This window comes from Mesorhizobium sp. M1050 (assembly GCF_040318715.1).
Lineage (GTDB): Bacteria > Pseudomonadota > Alphaproteobacteria > Rhizobiales > Rhizobiaceae > Mesorhizobium.
This window is the reverse complement of the sequence record NZ_JAMYMV010000023.1, coordinates 64839-79875: the sequence shown is the minus strand read 5'-3', so window position 1 is coordinate 79875 and position 15037 is coordinate 64839. Positions and strand designations below refer to the sequence as shown.

At 63.5% G+C, this 15037-nt stretch carries 14 protein-coding genes; 2 read left to right on the top strand and 12 right to left on the bottom strand.

Translation table 11 applies throughout. The annotated features are described in order from the left end of the window. The 7 genes from NKH57_RS15335 to bcoG form a co-directional block, all read right to left on the bottom strand. Positions 1-241, bottom strand: a 241-nt coding sequence (locus tag NKH57_RS15335) for a transposase family protein (RefSeq protein WP_352945195.1), incomplete at its 3' end; no start/stop codon positions are given. A 151-nt stretch (positions 242-392) separates the two neighbouring features. Further along, positions 393-1175, bottom strand: coding sequence for a carnitinyl-CoA dehydratase (locus NKH57_RS15330; RefSeq protein WP_352945193.1), 783 nt, complete (start codon positions 1173-1175; stop codon positions 393-395). Beyond that, positions 1168-3246 carry an acetate--CoA ligase family protein gene (locus NKH57_RS15325; RefSeq protein WP_352945191.1) on the bottom strand — a complete coding sequence of 693 codons (2079 nt, stop codon included), beginning with the start codon at positions 3244-3246 and terminating at the stop codon, positions 1168-1170. The genes NKH57_RS15330 and NKH57_RS15325 overlap by 8 nt, the downstream gene beginning before the upstream one ends. Positions 3247-3311: 65 nt before the next feature. Beyond that, complete coding sequence (locus NKH57_RS15320; protein ID WP_352945189.1) at positions 3312-4475, bottom strand: acyl-CoA dehydrogenase family protein; 1164 nt, start codon at positions 4473-4475, stop codon at positions 3312-3314. A 4-nt stretch (positions 4476-4479) separates the two neighbouring features. After that, positions 4480-5574, bottom strand: a complete 1095-nt coding sequence (locus NKH57_RS15315; protein ID WP_352945187.1) for a carnitine 3-dehydrogenase — start codon at positions 5572-5574, stop codon at positions 4480-4482. Continuing rightward, on the bottom strand, positions 5571-6200 hold the full coding sequence (locus NKH57_RS15310; RefSeq protein ID WP_352945185.1) for an HD domain-containing protein: 630 nt from the start codon (positions 6198-6200) through the stop codon (positions 5571-5573). Before NKH57_RS15310 ends, NKH57_RS15315 begins: the two co-directional genes overlap by 4 nt. Positions 6201-6222: 22 nt before the next feature. Further along, on the bottom strand, positions 6223-7140 hold the full coding sequence (bcoG, locus tag NKH57_RS15305; protein ID WP_352945183.1) for a 3-dehydrocarnitine:acetyl-CoA trimethylamine transferase BcoG: 918 nt from the start codon (positions 7138-7140) through the stop codon (positions 6223-6225). A 77-nt stretch (positions 7141-7217) separates the two neighbouring features. On the opposite strand from bcoG, the gene NKH57_RS15300 reads away from it, so the two are divergent. Further along, positions 7218-8198: a GlxA family transcriptional regulator gene (locus NKH57_RS15300; RefSeq protein WP_352945181.1), complete on the top strand. Its 981-nt coding sequence runs from the start codon at positions 7218-7220 to the stop codon at positions 8196-8198. Positions 8199-8239: 41 nt separating this feature from the next. Here NKH57_RS15300 and NKH57_RS15295 read toward each other — a convergent pair whose 3' ends face one another. Together NKH57_RS15295 and xylA are read right to left on the bottom strand one after the other, a co-directional pair. After that, positions 8240-8449, bottom strand: a complete 210-nt coding sequence (locus tag NKH57_RS15295) for a hypothetical protein (protein WP_352945179.1) — start codon at positions 8447-8449, stop codon at positions 8240-8242. A gap of 413 nt (positions 8450-8862) precedes the next feature. Next, a complete protein-coding gene (xylA, locus tag NKH57_RS15290; protein ID WP_352945177.1) occupies positions 8863-10188 on the bottom strand; it encodes a xylose isomerase in 1326 nt (441 codons plus the stop codon). A gap of 132 nt (positions 10189-10320) precedes the next feature. Between xylA and NKH57_RS15285 the strand changes: the two genes are divergently transcribed. Beyond that, the gene (locus NKH57_RS15285; RefSeq protein ID WP_352945175.1) at positions 10321-10683 is read left to right on the top strand and encodes a nuclear transport factor 2 family protein; all 363 of its coding nucleotides are present in this window, start codon (positions 10321-10323) and stop codon (positions 10681-10683) included. A gap of 194 nt (positions 10684-10877) precedes the next feature. Here the strand turns inward: NKH57_RS15285 and xylB are convergent, their stop codons facing one another. The 3 genes from xylB to NKH57_RS15270 all read right to left on the bottom strand — a co-directional run bounded on the left by xylB (position 10878) and on the right by NKH57_RS15270 (position 14668). Next, entirely contained in the window at positions 10878-12332 is a 1455-nt protein-coding gene (xylB, locus tag NKH57_RS15280; RefSeq protein WP_352945173.1) for a xylulokinase, read from the bottom strand. Between the two features lie 80 nt (positions 12333-12412). After that, positions 12413-13750, bottom strand: a complete 1338-nt coding sequence (locus NKH57_RS15275) for a tetratricopeptide repeat protein (RefSeq protein WP_352945171.1) — start codon at positions 13748-13750, stop codon at positions 12413-12415. 294 nt (positions 13751-14044) lie between these two features. Continuing rightward, complete coding sequence (locus NKH57_RS15270) at positions 14045-14668, bottom strand: LysE family translocator (protein ID WP_352945169.1); 624 nt, start codon at positions 14666-14668, stop codon at positions 14045-14047. Positions 14669-15037 lie beyond the last annotated feature (369 nt).

The following is a 15037-nucleotide window of genomic DNA, read 5'->3' as shown; positions in this document are numbered from 1 at the left end:
CGACAGGATCGAGGGCCGCCAGCACCCGGCTGAAGGTGTCGTGGCTGGGCGCGCCACGCTCGAGCGGGATGAACTGCCGCAACAGGTCGAGCCGATTCCTGGCAAACAGCTCCATTTCCGTGCAATGTGTCGCACCGCAAAGGACCGCCGCAAGCGCTACGAACAAAATCTCCGGCAACGGGTGCTGTGCGGTCAAGTCTCGAGGGTCCGGAACCTCGCCGAATACATCCAGAAACACCATGCTGACCTCCGATCATCCAGAGGTCCTTTCAGAATCGATTTCCGCACACCACACAAGAGTCCCTTTGTACTCATGTGCGATTCCCCTGCCCATGAGGGGGAGATGTCCGGCAGGACAGAGGGGGGTAAGCGCCGTCATCTCGGCAAAACCATTACTTCCCCTTCCACACAGGCTCACGCTTTTCAGCGAAAGCACGAAAGCCTTCCATATTGTCCTCGGAGCCATAAAGCGCATCGACCGTCGGCAACTGCCGGCGGGTCACCTTGTTCATCGCGTCCTGGAAGGTCAGCGCCTCGGCCACGCGCGCCGTTTCCTTGATCGCAGCGAAGACCAGCGGCGGACCGCCGGCGAGCAGCCGGGCGATCTCCCAGACGCGGTCCTCGAGCTTTTCCTTGGGCAGCACCTCGTTGACCAGGCCCCAGCGATGCGCTTCCGCGACATCCATCCAGCGGCCAGTGAGCAGAAGGTCCATGGCGACGTGGTAGGGAATGCGCTTCGGCAGCTTGATCGTTGCCGCGTCGGCCAGCGTGCCGGCGCGGATTTCGGGCAGCGCGAAGGAGGAATGGTCGGAGGCGTATATGAGGTCGCAGGACAGCGCCAGTTCAAAGCCGCCACCTACCGCCATGCCGTTGACGCAGGCGATGACCGGCTTGTTGAGGTCGCGCAGTTCCTGCAGGCCGGCGAAACCGCCGACGCCGTAATCGCCGTCGACCGCGTCGCCGCCGGCGGCCGCCTTCAAATCCCAGCCGGCGCAGAAGAACTTGTCGCCGGCGGTCTTGACGATGGCGACGCGCAAATTGGGATCGTCGCGGAATGCCTTGAAGGTTTCGCCCATCAGCCGCGAGGTCTTCAGGTCGATGGCGTTGGCCTTGGGCCGGTCGAGCGTGACCTCCAGGATGGTCCCCTCGCGGCGGGTCGAAATGACATCAGACATTCTTCTTGTCTCCCAGCACCAGCAGCGCATCGGCGATCCAGGCGCCCTTACCCTCCGTGCAGACGATCAGCGGGTTGATGTCGAGTTCCTCGATCTCGCCGGCATTCTCCTGCACGAAGGCGGCAATGCCCGAGATGGCGTCGATGGCAGCCTGAACATCGGCCTTCGGCCGGCCGCGATAGCCCTCGAGCAGCGGATAGAGTCTCAGGCCGCGCAACGCCGCCTCGATGTCATCGCGGGTCGCCGGCAGCATCAGCGTGACGCTGTCGCGCAGCAGCTCGACCAGCACGCCGCCGGTGCCCAGCGTCATCACCGCGCCGAACATTGGGTCGCGGGTGAAGCCGACGATCAGTTCGGCGACACCGTCGCGCACCATGCGTTCGACATAGAGCCCGGTGCCGAGCGGCAAGAGGTCATGCGCCGCGGTGCTGACGGACTCGGCGTCTTTGAGATTGAGCTGCACCGCGCCGACCTCGGATTTGTGGGTGACGCCCAGCGCCTTCAGCGCCACCGGGAAGCCGAGCGCCATCGACGAGATCACCGCCTCGACCGCATTGGCGGCGCGCTCGCCTTTCGGCACCGGCAGGCCGGCCGTGATAAGGCGGGATTTCGCCTCGGCCTCGTCGGGCGTGACGTGTTCGCCGACAGGCGCGCCGGAGGCGGAGGTGTCGATCGGCTGCGCCTGCGGTTCGTGCCACGCCCAGCCGATGAAGGCTGCCGCCTGGGCGGCGTCCATGGCTTCTGAAATGCCGAACAACGGCACCATGCCACGCGCCATAAGGCCGGCAGTGTATTCCTCCGGCAGGTTCTCCGGCAGCGAGGAGACGATGGCACCCTGCGCCTTGTTGGTCTTAAGCGCAGATTCGAAGGCACGCAGCGTCGCCCACCAGTCGGTGTCCGAGCAGCGGTCGGGGCGCGGGAAGTCGAGCACCAGCATATTGAGGTCGAAGCCGCCCGACACCATGGCGGTGAAGGTGGCGGTCATCGCCGGCTCGTTGTTCCAGATGAAGGTGTGATAGTCCAAAGGATTGGCCACCGCGACCAGAGGCCCAAGCGTCGATTTGACATGGGCACGGTGGATGTCGCTGAGCACCGGGAAATTGACCCAGCGGCCCTCGGCGCTGTCGGCCATGACCGAAGCCTCGCCGCCGGAGCAGCTCATTGAGGACAGCCTATAGCCGGGCAAAGGTCCGGTGATGTGCAGCAGCTTCAATGCCTCGATGAAGGCGGGGATGGAATCGACGCGCGCGATGCCGAGTCGCCTCAGAAAGGCGCCCGAAGCCGCGTCCGAGCCGGCCAGCGAGGCAGTGTGCGAGACGGTCGCCTGCCGCGCCTGTTCGGATCGGCCGACCTTCATGGCGATGATCGGTTTTTTCAGCTCCCGTGCCCGTGCCGCCAGCCGTTCGAAGCCGGCTACGGAATCGAAGGCCTCGATATGCAGGCCAAGCGAGGTGACCCGCTCGTCCTCGATCAGGCCGAGCGCCATTTCGGACAGGCCGGTCTGCGCCTGGTTGCCGGCGGTCATCAGGAAGGCGATCGGGAGGCCGCGCTTCTGCATCGTCATGTTGATGGCGATGTTCGACGACTGGGTGATGATGGCGACACCCTTGCCGCCCTCGGCAAGTCGGATGCCGCCATGCTGGTCGGGCCATAGCAACGCACCGTCGGCATAGTTGATCAGGCCGTAGCAATTCGGGCCGATGATCGGCATCTGGTCCGCCGCGGCAACCAGTTCGGCCTGCAGCCGCTCGCCGTCATCGTCATAGGCCTCGGTCTCGAGGAAGCCGGCGGCAAAGCAGACGGCGCCGCCGGCGCCGCGCTCGGCCAGCGCCTTGACGACCTCGATGGTCAAGTGCCGGTTAACGCCGACAAAGGCGGCGTCCGGCGCGCCGGGAAGATCGGCGACGGAGCGATAGGCCTTGCGGCCGGCGACCTCTTCCTTGCTCGGATGCACCGGCCAGATCTCGCCGGCAAAACCCATCTTGATCGATTGCGCCACGACGGTTGCGGCCTGCGCGCCCCCGAAGACGGCAATCGATTTGGGGCGCAAAAGACGTTCGAGTTTATGCATGGTCATCTTTTCGTTTGAGCATCATGTTCTCCCAAGCCCTAGCTCCGGCCTTGGGGGATCATGCTCTAAGCCCCGAACGGACGCAGCAGCGCCCGCGAAATAATATGTCGCTGAATCTCCGAAGTGCCCTCCCAAATTCGCTCGACGCGGGCGTCGCGCCAGATGCGCTCCAGCGGCAAATCGTCCATCAGCCCCATGCCGCCATGGATCTGGATCGCTTCATCGGCAACAAAGGCGAGCATTTCGGTGGCCTTCAGCTTGGCCATGGCCATGTCCTGGTCGGTGACGGTGCCCTGATCGTACTTCCAGCCGGCTTCAAACACCATCAGGTCGGCGGCCTTCAGTTCGGTCGCCATGTCGGCAAGCTTGAACGACACGCCCTGGAACTTGCCGATCTGCTGGCCGAACTGCTGGCGCTGCGCGGCATATTCCACCGCATGGCCGAGGGCCCGCTCGGCACGGCCGAGACAGGTGGCGCCGACCTGCAGCCGGGTGGCGCCGAGCCAGGAATTGGCGACGTCGAAGCCCTTGTGCACCTCGCCCAGAACCTGGGAAGCCGGCAAGCGGCAATCATCGAATTCGAGGATGGCGTTGGTGTAGCCGCGATGCGAGACGTTGCGGTAGCCGTCACGAACGGTGAAGCCTTTGGTGCCCTTATCGACAAAAAAAGCGGTAATCTTCTTGCGCTTGCCGCGCGGCGAATCCTCTTCGCCGGAAGCCATGAACACGATGGCAAAGTCGGCGAGGTCGGCGTGGGAGATAAAATGCTTGGTGCCGTTGAGCACCCAGTCGTCGCCATCCTGCACGGCCGTCGCCTTCATACCGCGCAGGTCGGAGCCGGCGCCCGGCTCGGTCATCGCCAGGCAGTCCCATTTCTCGCCGCGGATGCAGGGGAACAGATACTTCTCGCGCTGCTCAGGCGTACCGGCCAGGAGGATATTGGAGGGCCGCGCCACGCAGGTCCAGTGCAGCGCATAATTGGCGCGGCCGAGTTCCTTTTCGTAAAGCAGCCAGGTCACCGTATCCAGGCCCGCGCCGCCGACATCGGCCGGCATGTTGGCGGCGTAGAGCCCGGCCTCGATCGCCTTGGCCTTGATTTGCTCGATCAGCTCGCGGCGCAGCACGCCGGTGCGCTCGACCTCGCGCTCATGCGGGTAAAGCTCGTTCTCGACGAACGCCTTCGTCGTCTCGACGATGAGCCTCTGTTCCTCCGACAGCCCGAAATCCATGCTCTCAGCCCTTCTTCTTTTTCTTTGGCTTCTCGGCTTTCTTCACTGGCTTCAACGCCTTGGCCTTCTCGGCCGCCTTGGAGGCTGTCGGCTTCTTCGCTGCCAGCTTGGCCAGCTGCCTGGTATAGTCCTTGTGCAGGGCACCGGCACCCCAGCCCTTGCCTTTGTTCTGCTTCGACAGCGCATCCATGATGGCGACCAGGTTGTCGTCGCGGATCTTTTCAAGCTCGCGGATCGACTGCCCATGCGCCTGGTCGTCCGACTGCGTGGCGATCAGCTCGACCAGTTCGTCGTTGAACTCCGGCACGTCCATCAGCTTGGTCCATGGCCATTTCAGGCACGGCCCGAACTGCGCCATGAAGTGGCGCATACCGGCCTCGCCCCCTGCGACGCGATAGACCTGGAACATGCCCATCTGCGCCCAGCGCAGGCCGAAGCCATAGCGCATGATGTCATCGAGTTCTTCGACAGTGCAGATGCCGTCCTTGATCAGCCACAGCGCCTCGCGCCATGCCGCTTCGAGCAGGCGGTCGCCGACGAAGGCTTCTATCTCCTTGCGGATCACCACCGGCTTCATGCCGATCGAGGCATACATTTCCTTGGCGACCTCGATCGCCTCTGGGAATGTCTGTTCGCCGCCGACGATCTCGACAAGCGGCAAGAGGTAAACGGGGTTGAACGGATGCCCGACGACCAGCCGCTCCGGGTGCTTCTTCATCGCCACCTGCATGTCGGTCGGCTTGATGCCGGAGGTGGAGGAGCCGACAATGGCGTTGGCCGGCGCATGGGCGTCGATCTCGGCCAGCACGCGGTGTTTGAGGTCGAGCCGCTCGGGCACGCTTTCCTGGATGAAATCGGCATCGGCAACCGCGTCGGCGATGGTCTTGGCAAAGGTCAGCTTGCCCTCTTTCGGCAATCCTCCGGGCACCATATGCTTGTAGGCGCGGCGCGCACCCTTCAGCACTTCGCCGACCTTGCGCGATGCCTCGGGATCGGGATCGAAGATCGACACGTCGATGCCGTTGAGCAACAGCCGCGCCACCCAGCCGGCGCCGATGACGCCGCCACCGATGGCGGCCGCCTTGTTGATGATGCTCATGCGGAAGCTCCGGTTCTTGTCTTGGCTGTTGCGGGATCGATGAGAGGCACGCGCTCGCCGGCGCGGATCACGGACGCGTCATACGCCTTGCGGGCAAACACTTCGAGCACGAATGGCCGGAAGAATTCGATCGGCAGCGTGTCGTAGTCGGGGTCGAAGCTCGACTGGTCCCAGCGTTCGCAGAACTCATCGCAACAGTCGAAACAGGCGTGGCCGGCGAAGCGGTCGCGCGCATGGCGGTTGCCGCCCAGATGATGGGCATAATAGAGCCGCTGGAAATCGCCGTGCTTTTCCACCACCCAGGTGCATTGTTCGCGTACGAAAGGCTTCAGGATCGAAGCGGCATATTCGTCGTGATTGTAGGGCGCGTATATGTCGCCGATATCGTGCAGCAGCGCGCACGCGATCCAGTCGGTATCGGCGCCGTCGCGCCAGGCGCGGGTCGCCGCCTGCAGCGAATGGCCGAGCCGGGTGATCTTGTACCCCGACAGACCCGCGTCGAGCTGAACCAGCGCGTCGAGCAGCCGCTCGCCGGTCCTTGCCGCATAGTCGATTTCATGCGCGGTCAGGAACTCATAGTCGTCCCGGTCGCCATCCTTCATCGCCGTGAATTTTACGGTAGTCATATCGACCCTCTCGGCGAATAATTTATGCCGCGATCGGCGCCCGCTTGGTCAGGTTGAGCTTCTTGCGGACTTCCTCCGGGCCGATGATCCTGGCGCCCAGATTGGTGACGATGCTGGCGGCGCGTTCGACCAACTGCGCGTTGGTCGCTAGCACGCCCTTGTCGAGCCACAGATTGTCTTCCAGGCCGACACGGACATTGCCGCCGGCCAGCACCGCGGCAGCGGCATAGGCCATCTGGTTGCGGCCGATGGCGAAGGCCGACCAGTTCCAGGTCGACGGCACGTTGTTGACCATGGCCATGAAGGTGTTGAGGTCGTCGGGCGCGCCCCATGGCACGCCCATGCACAACTGCACCAGCGCATCCGGATTGAGCACCTTTTCCTCGACCAACTGCTTGGCGAACCACAGATGGCCGGTGTCGAACGCCTCGATCTCCGGCTTGACGCCGAGCGCCGTCATCATGCCGCCCATGGCGCGCAGCATGCCGGGCGTGTTGGTCATGACATAGTCGGCCTCGGCGAAATTCATCGTGCCGCAGTCGAGCGTGCAGATTTCCGGCAGGCACTGGCGCACATGTTCCATGCGGTTGGTGGCGCTGCCCATGTCTGTTCCTTTTTCGTTGAGCGGCAGCGGTGCTTCCGGCGAGCCGAACACCATGTCGCCGCCCATGCCGGCGGTCAGGTTCAGCACCACATCTACATTGGCCTCGCGAATGCGCTCCGTCACTTCGCGGTAGAGATGCACGTCGCGCCTCGGCTTGCCGGTTTCAGGGTCACGCACATGGCAGTGGACGATGGCAGCGCCGGCCTTGGCCGCATCGATGGCCGAATCGGCGATCTGCTTGGGCGAGCGCGGCACATGCGGGCTGCGGTCCTGCGACCCGCCGGATCCCGTCACGGCACAGGTAATGAAAACCTCACGGTTCATCGCAAGCGGCATGGAACTCTCCTCCGATAGATACAGACCACAACAATGCCCGACTTGCCGGAAACTGTTTTGCGTTTTACGAAGAACACATGATAAAAAGCGAAAAACCAACGATCTTTTGTGCCGAGCGCCTGCCACTCAAGGTGACGCTGCTGGTGTTTTCCGGCTCGTCGATCATGTGTGTCGCGTCGGCGGTCGATCCTTTGCGCGCCGCCAACCGCATCTCCGGCGAGACCTTGTTCGATTTCCAGCTGGTCTCGGTGACCGGCGAGGCTCCGGTCACCACCTGCGGCCTGCCGGTGGCGGTTAGCGGCCGTTTCGATGCGGGTGAGCCAACCGACGTTCTTGTCGTCGTCGCCGGCTTCGGCACCCAGAACTATGCGACGTCGATCTTGCTTTCCAGCCTGCGGCGGGCGGCGCGTTCGGCCCGCGCGTGCGGCGGTGTCGAGGCCGGCACGTGGCTGGTGGCGCGCGCCGGCCTGCTGGAAGGGCGCAGCGCCACCACGCACTGGGAGGACATGGAGGACTTTTCCTCGGCGTTCCCCGGCGTCGACGTGCGCCCGGACCGCTACGTCATCGACGGGCCGGTGTTCACGTCGGGCGGCGCGTCGCCGACCTTCGACCTGATGCTGCATCTCATTCGCACGCGGCTCGGCATGGCCGTGGCGCTCGATGTCGCCAGCGTCTTCATCTACGACCAGGCACGTGCCGCGACCGACGCACAGCCGCTGGTCTCGCTCGGTCGGCTCGATGGCTACGATCCGCGGCTGGCGCAAGCCATCCGGCTGATGGAATCGCATGTCGATCAGCCGCTGACCATAGAAGCGGTGGCCAAACGCGCCGGGGTGACGGCGCGAACCTTGGAAAGCATCTTTCGCAAGTCGATCGGCGAGACGCCGGGCGCCTATTATCTCAGGCTGCGCCTGGGTGCGGCGCGCCGGCTGGTGGTCGACACCAGGGTGGCGATGGCCGATATTGCCGGGCGGACCGGATTTTCGTCCGCCGCGGCGTTTTCGAGGGCGTTTTCAAGGGCTTTCGGCGAAGCGCCGGTTAGGCTGCGCCGGGGCTGACGTGCATGTCGCCCAAAAGGACAACGACATGCACAGAAAGTTCAGGCAGCATTCTGGTGGTCGCTGCCGCCGTCGATCTGAGAGCGCATTTGCCTGGCAAGATGGGTCTCGAAACGGCTGGCAACGGCGCGGTCCCATTCGTTCGAGCGGCGCGTGCCATCCTTCGGATGCGGCATTGCCATCAGCCGGTCGATGATCGATTCGGCCTCGCCCGGTGAGAGCAGGGCGTCGATTTCACGTTCGTTCTGCATATCGGGTCGCCTCCTTCTTCCTCTCCCGCCACGAGCAGTCTTATACGAGATACGTGACGGCAGTTTGAAGGCAAGAGCGAGGTCATTGAAGGGCGTCAAAGGGCAAAAACCGTGTCGTCGCACCCGGCTTTGCGCAAAGTTTGTTCCCGTGTCTGGGCAGGTCAGGCCAACGAGAGATCTACAGCTGCTTTCGAACAGCAGGCAGCCGAGGATCTATGCGATCCACGGCTGCCCGTCGCGAATGGGCTGACTGGAGCATTTCACCGTCTCACGGAAACGGCGAACCCTCTAACTCTTTGTTTTGACGCAATTCCGGACGGAAAACCGCGTCACACTTTTCCTGGAATTGCTCCAGCGGAAGGCGCTTGCCGCGGCTTCAGACAGAGATGGCGGATGTCGGTCCAGATCGGGGTTCACACGTACCGGTTGACGATGTTTTCCAGCAGTTCCTGGCGACCCGACCTTGGTTGCGGCTCGATCTTCTTCTTGACGACGCGCTCGGCGATCTCTTCCAGCGTGCGCTTGCCCGACAGCATCGCCTTGCCCTCGGCCGTGTTCCAGCCGGCATAGCGTTCGGCCAGCGGTGCCGACAGCGCCTTGTCCTCGACCATGCGGGCTGCGGCCTTGAGGCCGCGTGCGCAAGAGTCCATGCCGCCGATATGGCCGATCAGCAGATCCTGCGGATCAAGCGACTGGCGGCGCAGCTTGGCGTCGAAATTGGTGCCGCCGGTCTTGAAGCCGCCGGCCTGCAGGACCTGGTAGTAGGCCAATGCCATTTCAGGCACGTTGTTGGGGAACTGGTCGGTGTCCCAGCCCGACTGATAGTCGTTGCGGTTCATGTCGATCGAGCCGAAGACGCCGAGCGCATTGGCCAGCGCCAGCTCGTGCTCGAAGGAATGGCCGGCCAGAATGGCGTGGCCTTGCTCGATGTTGAGCTTGACCTCCTTCTCCAGTCCGAAGCGCTTGAGGAAGCCGTAGACGGTCGCGACATCGTAATCATACTGGTGCTTGGTCGGCTCCTGCGGCTTCGGCTCGATCAGGATCGTGCCTTTGAAACCGATCTTGTGCTTGTAGTCGACGACGAGGCTGAGGAAGCGGCCGGCCTGCTCCTGCTCGCGTGCGAGGTCGGTGTTGAGCAGCGTCTCATAGCCCTCGCGTCCGCCCCACAGCACATAGTTCTCGCCCTTCAGCCGCTTGGTGATATCGATACAGCTTTTCACCGTCGCTGCCGCGTAGGCAAAGACATCCGGATCGGGATTGGTGGCCGCGCCCGACATGAAGCGGCGATTGGAGAACAGGTTGGCAGTGCCCCACAAAAGCTTGACGCCGGTCTGCTTCATCTTTCCCGCGAAGTAGTCGGCGATCTCGTCGAGGCGTGCCGCACTCTCGGAAAAGTCCTTGCCCTCCGGCCGCACATCGGCGTCGTGGAAGCAGAAATAGGGCGCACCAAGCAGCGAGAACATCTCGAAGGCGACGTCTGCTTTCAGTTTCGCCAGTTCCATCGTGTCGACACCGCCGGCCTTGGGGAACCACGGCCGGTCGAAGGTCTGGCCGCCGAACGGGTCGCCGCCCGGCCAGGCGAAGGAATGCCAGTAGGCGACGGCAAAGCGCAGATGGTCTTCCAGCCGCTTGCCGGCCGCCACCTCGTCGGGATTGTAGAACCGGTAGGCCAGCGGATTGGTCGAATCCGGCCCCTCATATTTGATCTTCTTGATGTCGCCGAAAAATCCGCTGCTCATGTTTTTTCCTCTCGAATAGTTGGCCCTGATTACCTCAGGTAATTCCCCTTGATTACCTCAGGCGTAATTGGTTTCGTTCGTCCGCCGGTCGAAAAGGCTCATGTCAAAACAGTCAGACAAAGGAGACAGGCCATGACCGACCTCAACAAGATCGCCCAAAGCTACATCACCGCCTGGAACGAAAGTGATGCCGGCCGTCGGGCCGACTTGCTCAAGGCAACCTTCACCGAAGACGTCAGCTATCGCGATCCGCTCATGCAGGGCGATGGCCATGCGGGTGTCGCGGCGCTGATCGACGGCGTACAGCAGCGATTTGCCGGCTTCCGGTTCTCGCTGAAGGGCACGCCGGACGGTTTTGCCGACAAGATCCGCTTCTCGTGGAATCTCGGTCCGGAGGGCACCCCTTCGGTGATCGAAGGCACCGACATCGGCGTCATCGAGAACGGCCGACTGAAGAGCGTCACCGGTTTTCTCGACAAGGTGCCGGCGCAGTGAGGTTTTGCTGTTAGGGTAGGCGCCAGTCGCCCCCCTCTGCCCTGCCGGGCATCTCCCCCTCAAGGGGGGAGATTGGCAGCATTGACGTAGCCGCACTTTTTTCAACTTTGGTAATTGGCGAAGGTCCGCGTGACAGCCAATCTCCCCCCTTGAGGGGGAGATGCCCGGCAGGGCAGAGGGGGGTAGACTCCCGCTCACGCCGTGGCGACCTTGACTGCCGGGTACAGCGCCCGGTAGCGCTGATAGGCATCCGCATAGACGCCGCCAAGTGCGGCGTCCGGTTCGATCGTGGCATCGGTCCTCGGTGCCGTGCAGATTTCAAGCGGGTCGGCACCCGTCGCCGCGATCAGGCCGAGCCGCGCAGCACCAAAGGCGGCGCCGAAGTCGCCGTCGGCCGGTATGTAGACAGGCAGTTGAAGCGCGGTGGCAATCGCCTTCAGCCAGTAGCGCGAGCGCGAGCCGCCGCCGATCGCCGTCACCCGCGTCAAGGTCGTGCCGGCCGTGGCCAAGGCTTCGAAACTGTCGCGGAAGGCAAAGGCGACGCCTTCGAGCACCGCCTGGGTCAGCACGGCACGGCTCGACTCATGCGCCAGCCCGGTGAACGCGCCGCGAATGGCGGAATCATTGTAGGGTGTGCGCTCACCGGAGAGATAAGGCAGGAAGGACACGCCGCTGGGCGCCTTCAGCGTGTCGCCGAGATCGGCGGTCAGTTCGCTGGCGCCTTTCCCGGTGATCTCGGACAGCCAGTTCAGCGAATCGGTTGCCGACAGGATGACGCCCATCTGGTGCCAGGTGTTAGGAAGCGCGTGGCAGAAGGTATGCACGGCACTAGCCGGGTTGGGCAGGTAGGACGCGTTGGCGGCAAACAGCACGCCCGATGTGCCGAGCGAAACGAAGGCATGGCCGGCGCCGACCGTGCCCATGCCGCAGGCCGAGGCCGCATTGTCGCCGGCACCGCCGGCGATGGGAATGCCGGCCGGAACGCCCCATTTAGAGGCCAGTTCGGCACGCAGCACGCCTGCCTTCTCGGTACCCTCGACCAGCGCCGGCATCTGCTCTTCATCGAGCGATGTCGCGGCCAGCAGCTCGGTACTCCAGCGCCGTTTGCCGACATCGAGCCAGGACGTGCCGGCAGAATCCGACATTTCCGAAATGTGTTCGCCGCTCAGCCAGAGCCGCAGGAAATCCTTGGGCAACAGCACTTTTGCGACCTTGGCGAAGACAGCTGGCTCGTTGTTCTTCACCCAGGCAAGCTTCGGCGCGGTGAAACCGGGAAACACGATGTTGCCGGTCAGCGCGCGGAAGCGCGGATCGGCGTCGAGCAAGGCCGCCTCGGCATGACTGCGCGTATCGTTCCACAGGATGCAGGGACGCAGCACCTTGTCGGCGGCATCGAGCAGCGTCGCACCGTGCATGTGGCCGGACAGGCCGATGCCTTTGACCGCGGCGAGTTCCCCGGGATGCTTGGCTTTGAGGTCGGCAATCGCCTCTTCGCAAGCGCGGATCCAGTCGTCGGGGTTCTGTTCCGACCAGCCTGGATGTGGCCGCGACACGTCGATAGACGCATGGCCGGAACCGATGACGGTTTGCCCGGCATCGATCAGCAGCGCCTTGACGCCCGACGTCCCGAGATCGAGGCCGAGATACATGTGTTCCTCCCTTGCCGATAATTTTTTCGAGTCTCGAAAAAATCTGGCTTGTCAGTTTTTAAGACAAGATCGATCGTGGGTCAATTCTCTGACAAATTGGTCTCGGATAAATTGGCCGCGCGCCGAGAAAGCAGCGCCGACAGTGGACTGCCGGGCCGCGCCATTCCCCGTTCGGCCGTGAGCGCCCTGCCAAGCGCACCGTCACCGGCGCGCAGGACCGCCTCGATCAGCGTCAGGTCGATGACGTCGCGTTGGGCGTGGCTGCCGCCGAAACGGTGGGCGATCGCCCGTATCGGCCGGATCAGGCGCACGGTCTCGGCATAGTTGCCCTCGCCAAAGGCCTTGATGGCGAGCGTCAGGGGATGGCCGACATCCCTGGTGAAAGCCGCATTGTCGTCGCTGCCGCCCATCGCCTCGCGTTGAGCCTCGATCAAGGTCTGGGCCGGGGCGTCGAGCCCGGCGCCGACGAACGCCATCATCGCGTGGGCATCGTTGAAGGCATAATTGCCGGCACCGGCCTTGCGCCAGTTGGCGGCGAGCCCCGCCCAGCGGTCGCCGACATCGATGCCGCCAAGGTAAAGCCGCCACAGGATTGCCGACGCGTCGACCATGTTGAGCGCCATCGTCGACTGCCCGCCATAGATGGGCCCATCATAGAGCGCCAGCACCTCGTCTGTCTCGCCGAGATCATAGTGGAACAGTGCCAGGTGCCACCAATTGTGAACCTGCAGGAAGCTCTCCCTTGTCCACGCCTCGGGATCGGCGCGCATCCAGGCAATACCATCCCTTTGCCGGCTTTGCATTTCCATGACATGAGCGACGGCATGCTGCGCCCAGCCGTCACGCGGCTCCATGTCGACTGCCGCGCGGCCAAGCTGCTCGGCCCTGAAATAGTCAGCCATCTCCTCCAGCCCGAACGCCTGCATGCCGAGCATGGCGTGGTAGCCAGGCATGCCGCTTTGCCATGACGGCAGGGCACGGGCGATGCGGTCACGCAGCATGCGGGCATTGCCGGTGAAGAAATCGATCTGGTGGCCGACCTGCAGCGCCAGCCCGTCGCGCGGCGTCTCGATGGTGACATCCTCAAGAATGCGGCTGGCTTGATGCCAGCGTCCGTTGGCGAGATGGCCAAGGGCAGCGACGTGCGCCTGCTCGCGCGTGGTCGCGGCAAGTGGCAATGCGGCCTGATGGCAAGCCTTGGCCACGACTGTTGCCTCTCGCTCGGTGGCGAGGCCGAAAAGGTAGCCCTTGAAGACATGCGCCATGACGAAGCCGGGAGCTTCCGCGATGGCGCGGTCGATGGAGGCCACGGGATCGCCGATGAAGCACTGCAGTTCACGCACTGCCTGGCAGTAGGGCGCGAACCCCGCCTGCGTGGCACCCGAAAATGTCAGGCCCAATGCGTCCCTGATTGCCATGCAATGTCCTTCGATCGACCAGTGACCAAGGCGATCCTAACGCATGGGCCACGGGCACGCCAACCGCGCGCTGCGCCGGTTTAGCCCAGTAGTCTTTCAAATGGTGAGCGACGACGGCGAGTTCTTTTTGCGGCGCCAACCGCCGAAGTCCGCGCTGCCCCTCATCGCCCTGTCGGACACGTCTTCTCGCACGGCGAAATCGAGCCCTCTCCCGTCACTATGCGGCGAGAGGGTGTCGGCACGTAGGTGAGGGGGCAGCGCAAACGCTGCGTGATGAGCGAATCCAACTCTACCTCAATTGCTGGAACGCATGGCCACCGTGGCGATGCCGGCGCCGACCAGCAGGGTGCCGCCGGTGCGGTTGAAGATGCGGATTGCCTTGGGATTGCGCACGACGTTGCGCGCGCGCGCAGCGATCAGCGCATAACCGAAGGCGTTGGCGAAGGCGAGCGCCAGGAACGTCGTCTCGAAGATCAGCATCTGGGTCCAGAAATCGGCATGCCGGTCGAGGAACTGCGGCAGGAAGGCGACGAAGAAGGTGATGCTCTTCGGGTTGAGCGCGGTGACCAGCCAGGCATGTGCCATCATCTTGGCCGACGACACCGCATCGGTGCGCGGTTCGGCTTTCAGAGCGCCACCGGCGCGGAACAGTATCACGCCGAGATAGATCAGATAGCCGGCGCCGATCAGCTTCAGGATGGTGAAGACGGTCGCCGAAGCGGCCAGCAGCGCGCCGACGCCCAGCATCGACAAGGTCATCGCGGTGAAGTCGCCCAGCGCCACGCCGACGGCCATCGGCAGTGCGGTGCGCCAGCCCTGGCCCAGCGCATAGGACACGACCAGAAGGATGGTGGGACCCGGAATGATGAGAAGGATCGTCGATGCGGCAGCGAAGGCGGCCCAGTTTTCGAAGGACATGCTCGTCTCCTTTGAGCGTAAAGAAGAGGATAAATCCTTGCGTCCGGGAGAATGTAAAGAGGCGATTTCCCTAATTTCGCCAACGGCAGACCGGCGTCAGTTCGCGCCGCTCAGCGTGCTCATTATTTCGGCCAGGCTGACACTGGCACCGAGAACGGTTGCCGCGCGACAATGGCAGCGGCAAAAGCTTGATGTCGGTCTTTAAGGTCTTGCATATGGAGGCACCCGCTGACCCCTGAGCGATAGGAAACGCCGGCGGCGGGATCATGACCCGCCGAGGTCTTTTGTGCAGCAGGTCTCGGTCAACGGATCGCGCAGAAGGTCGATCGCCCATGGGCAATGCGCGAACTCAGGCTGTGCAAGGTCTTC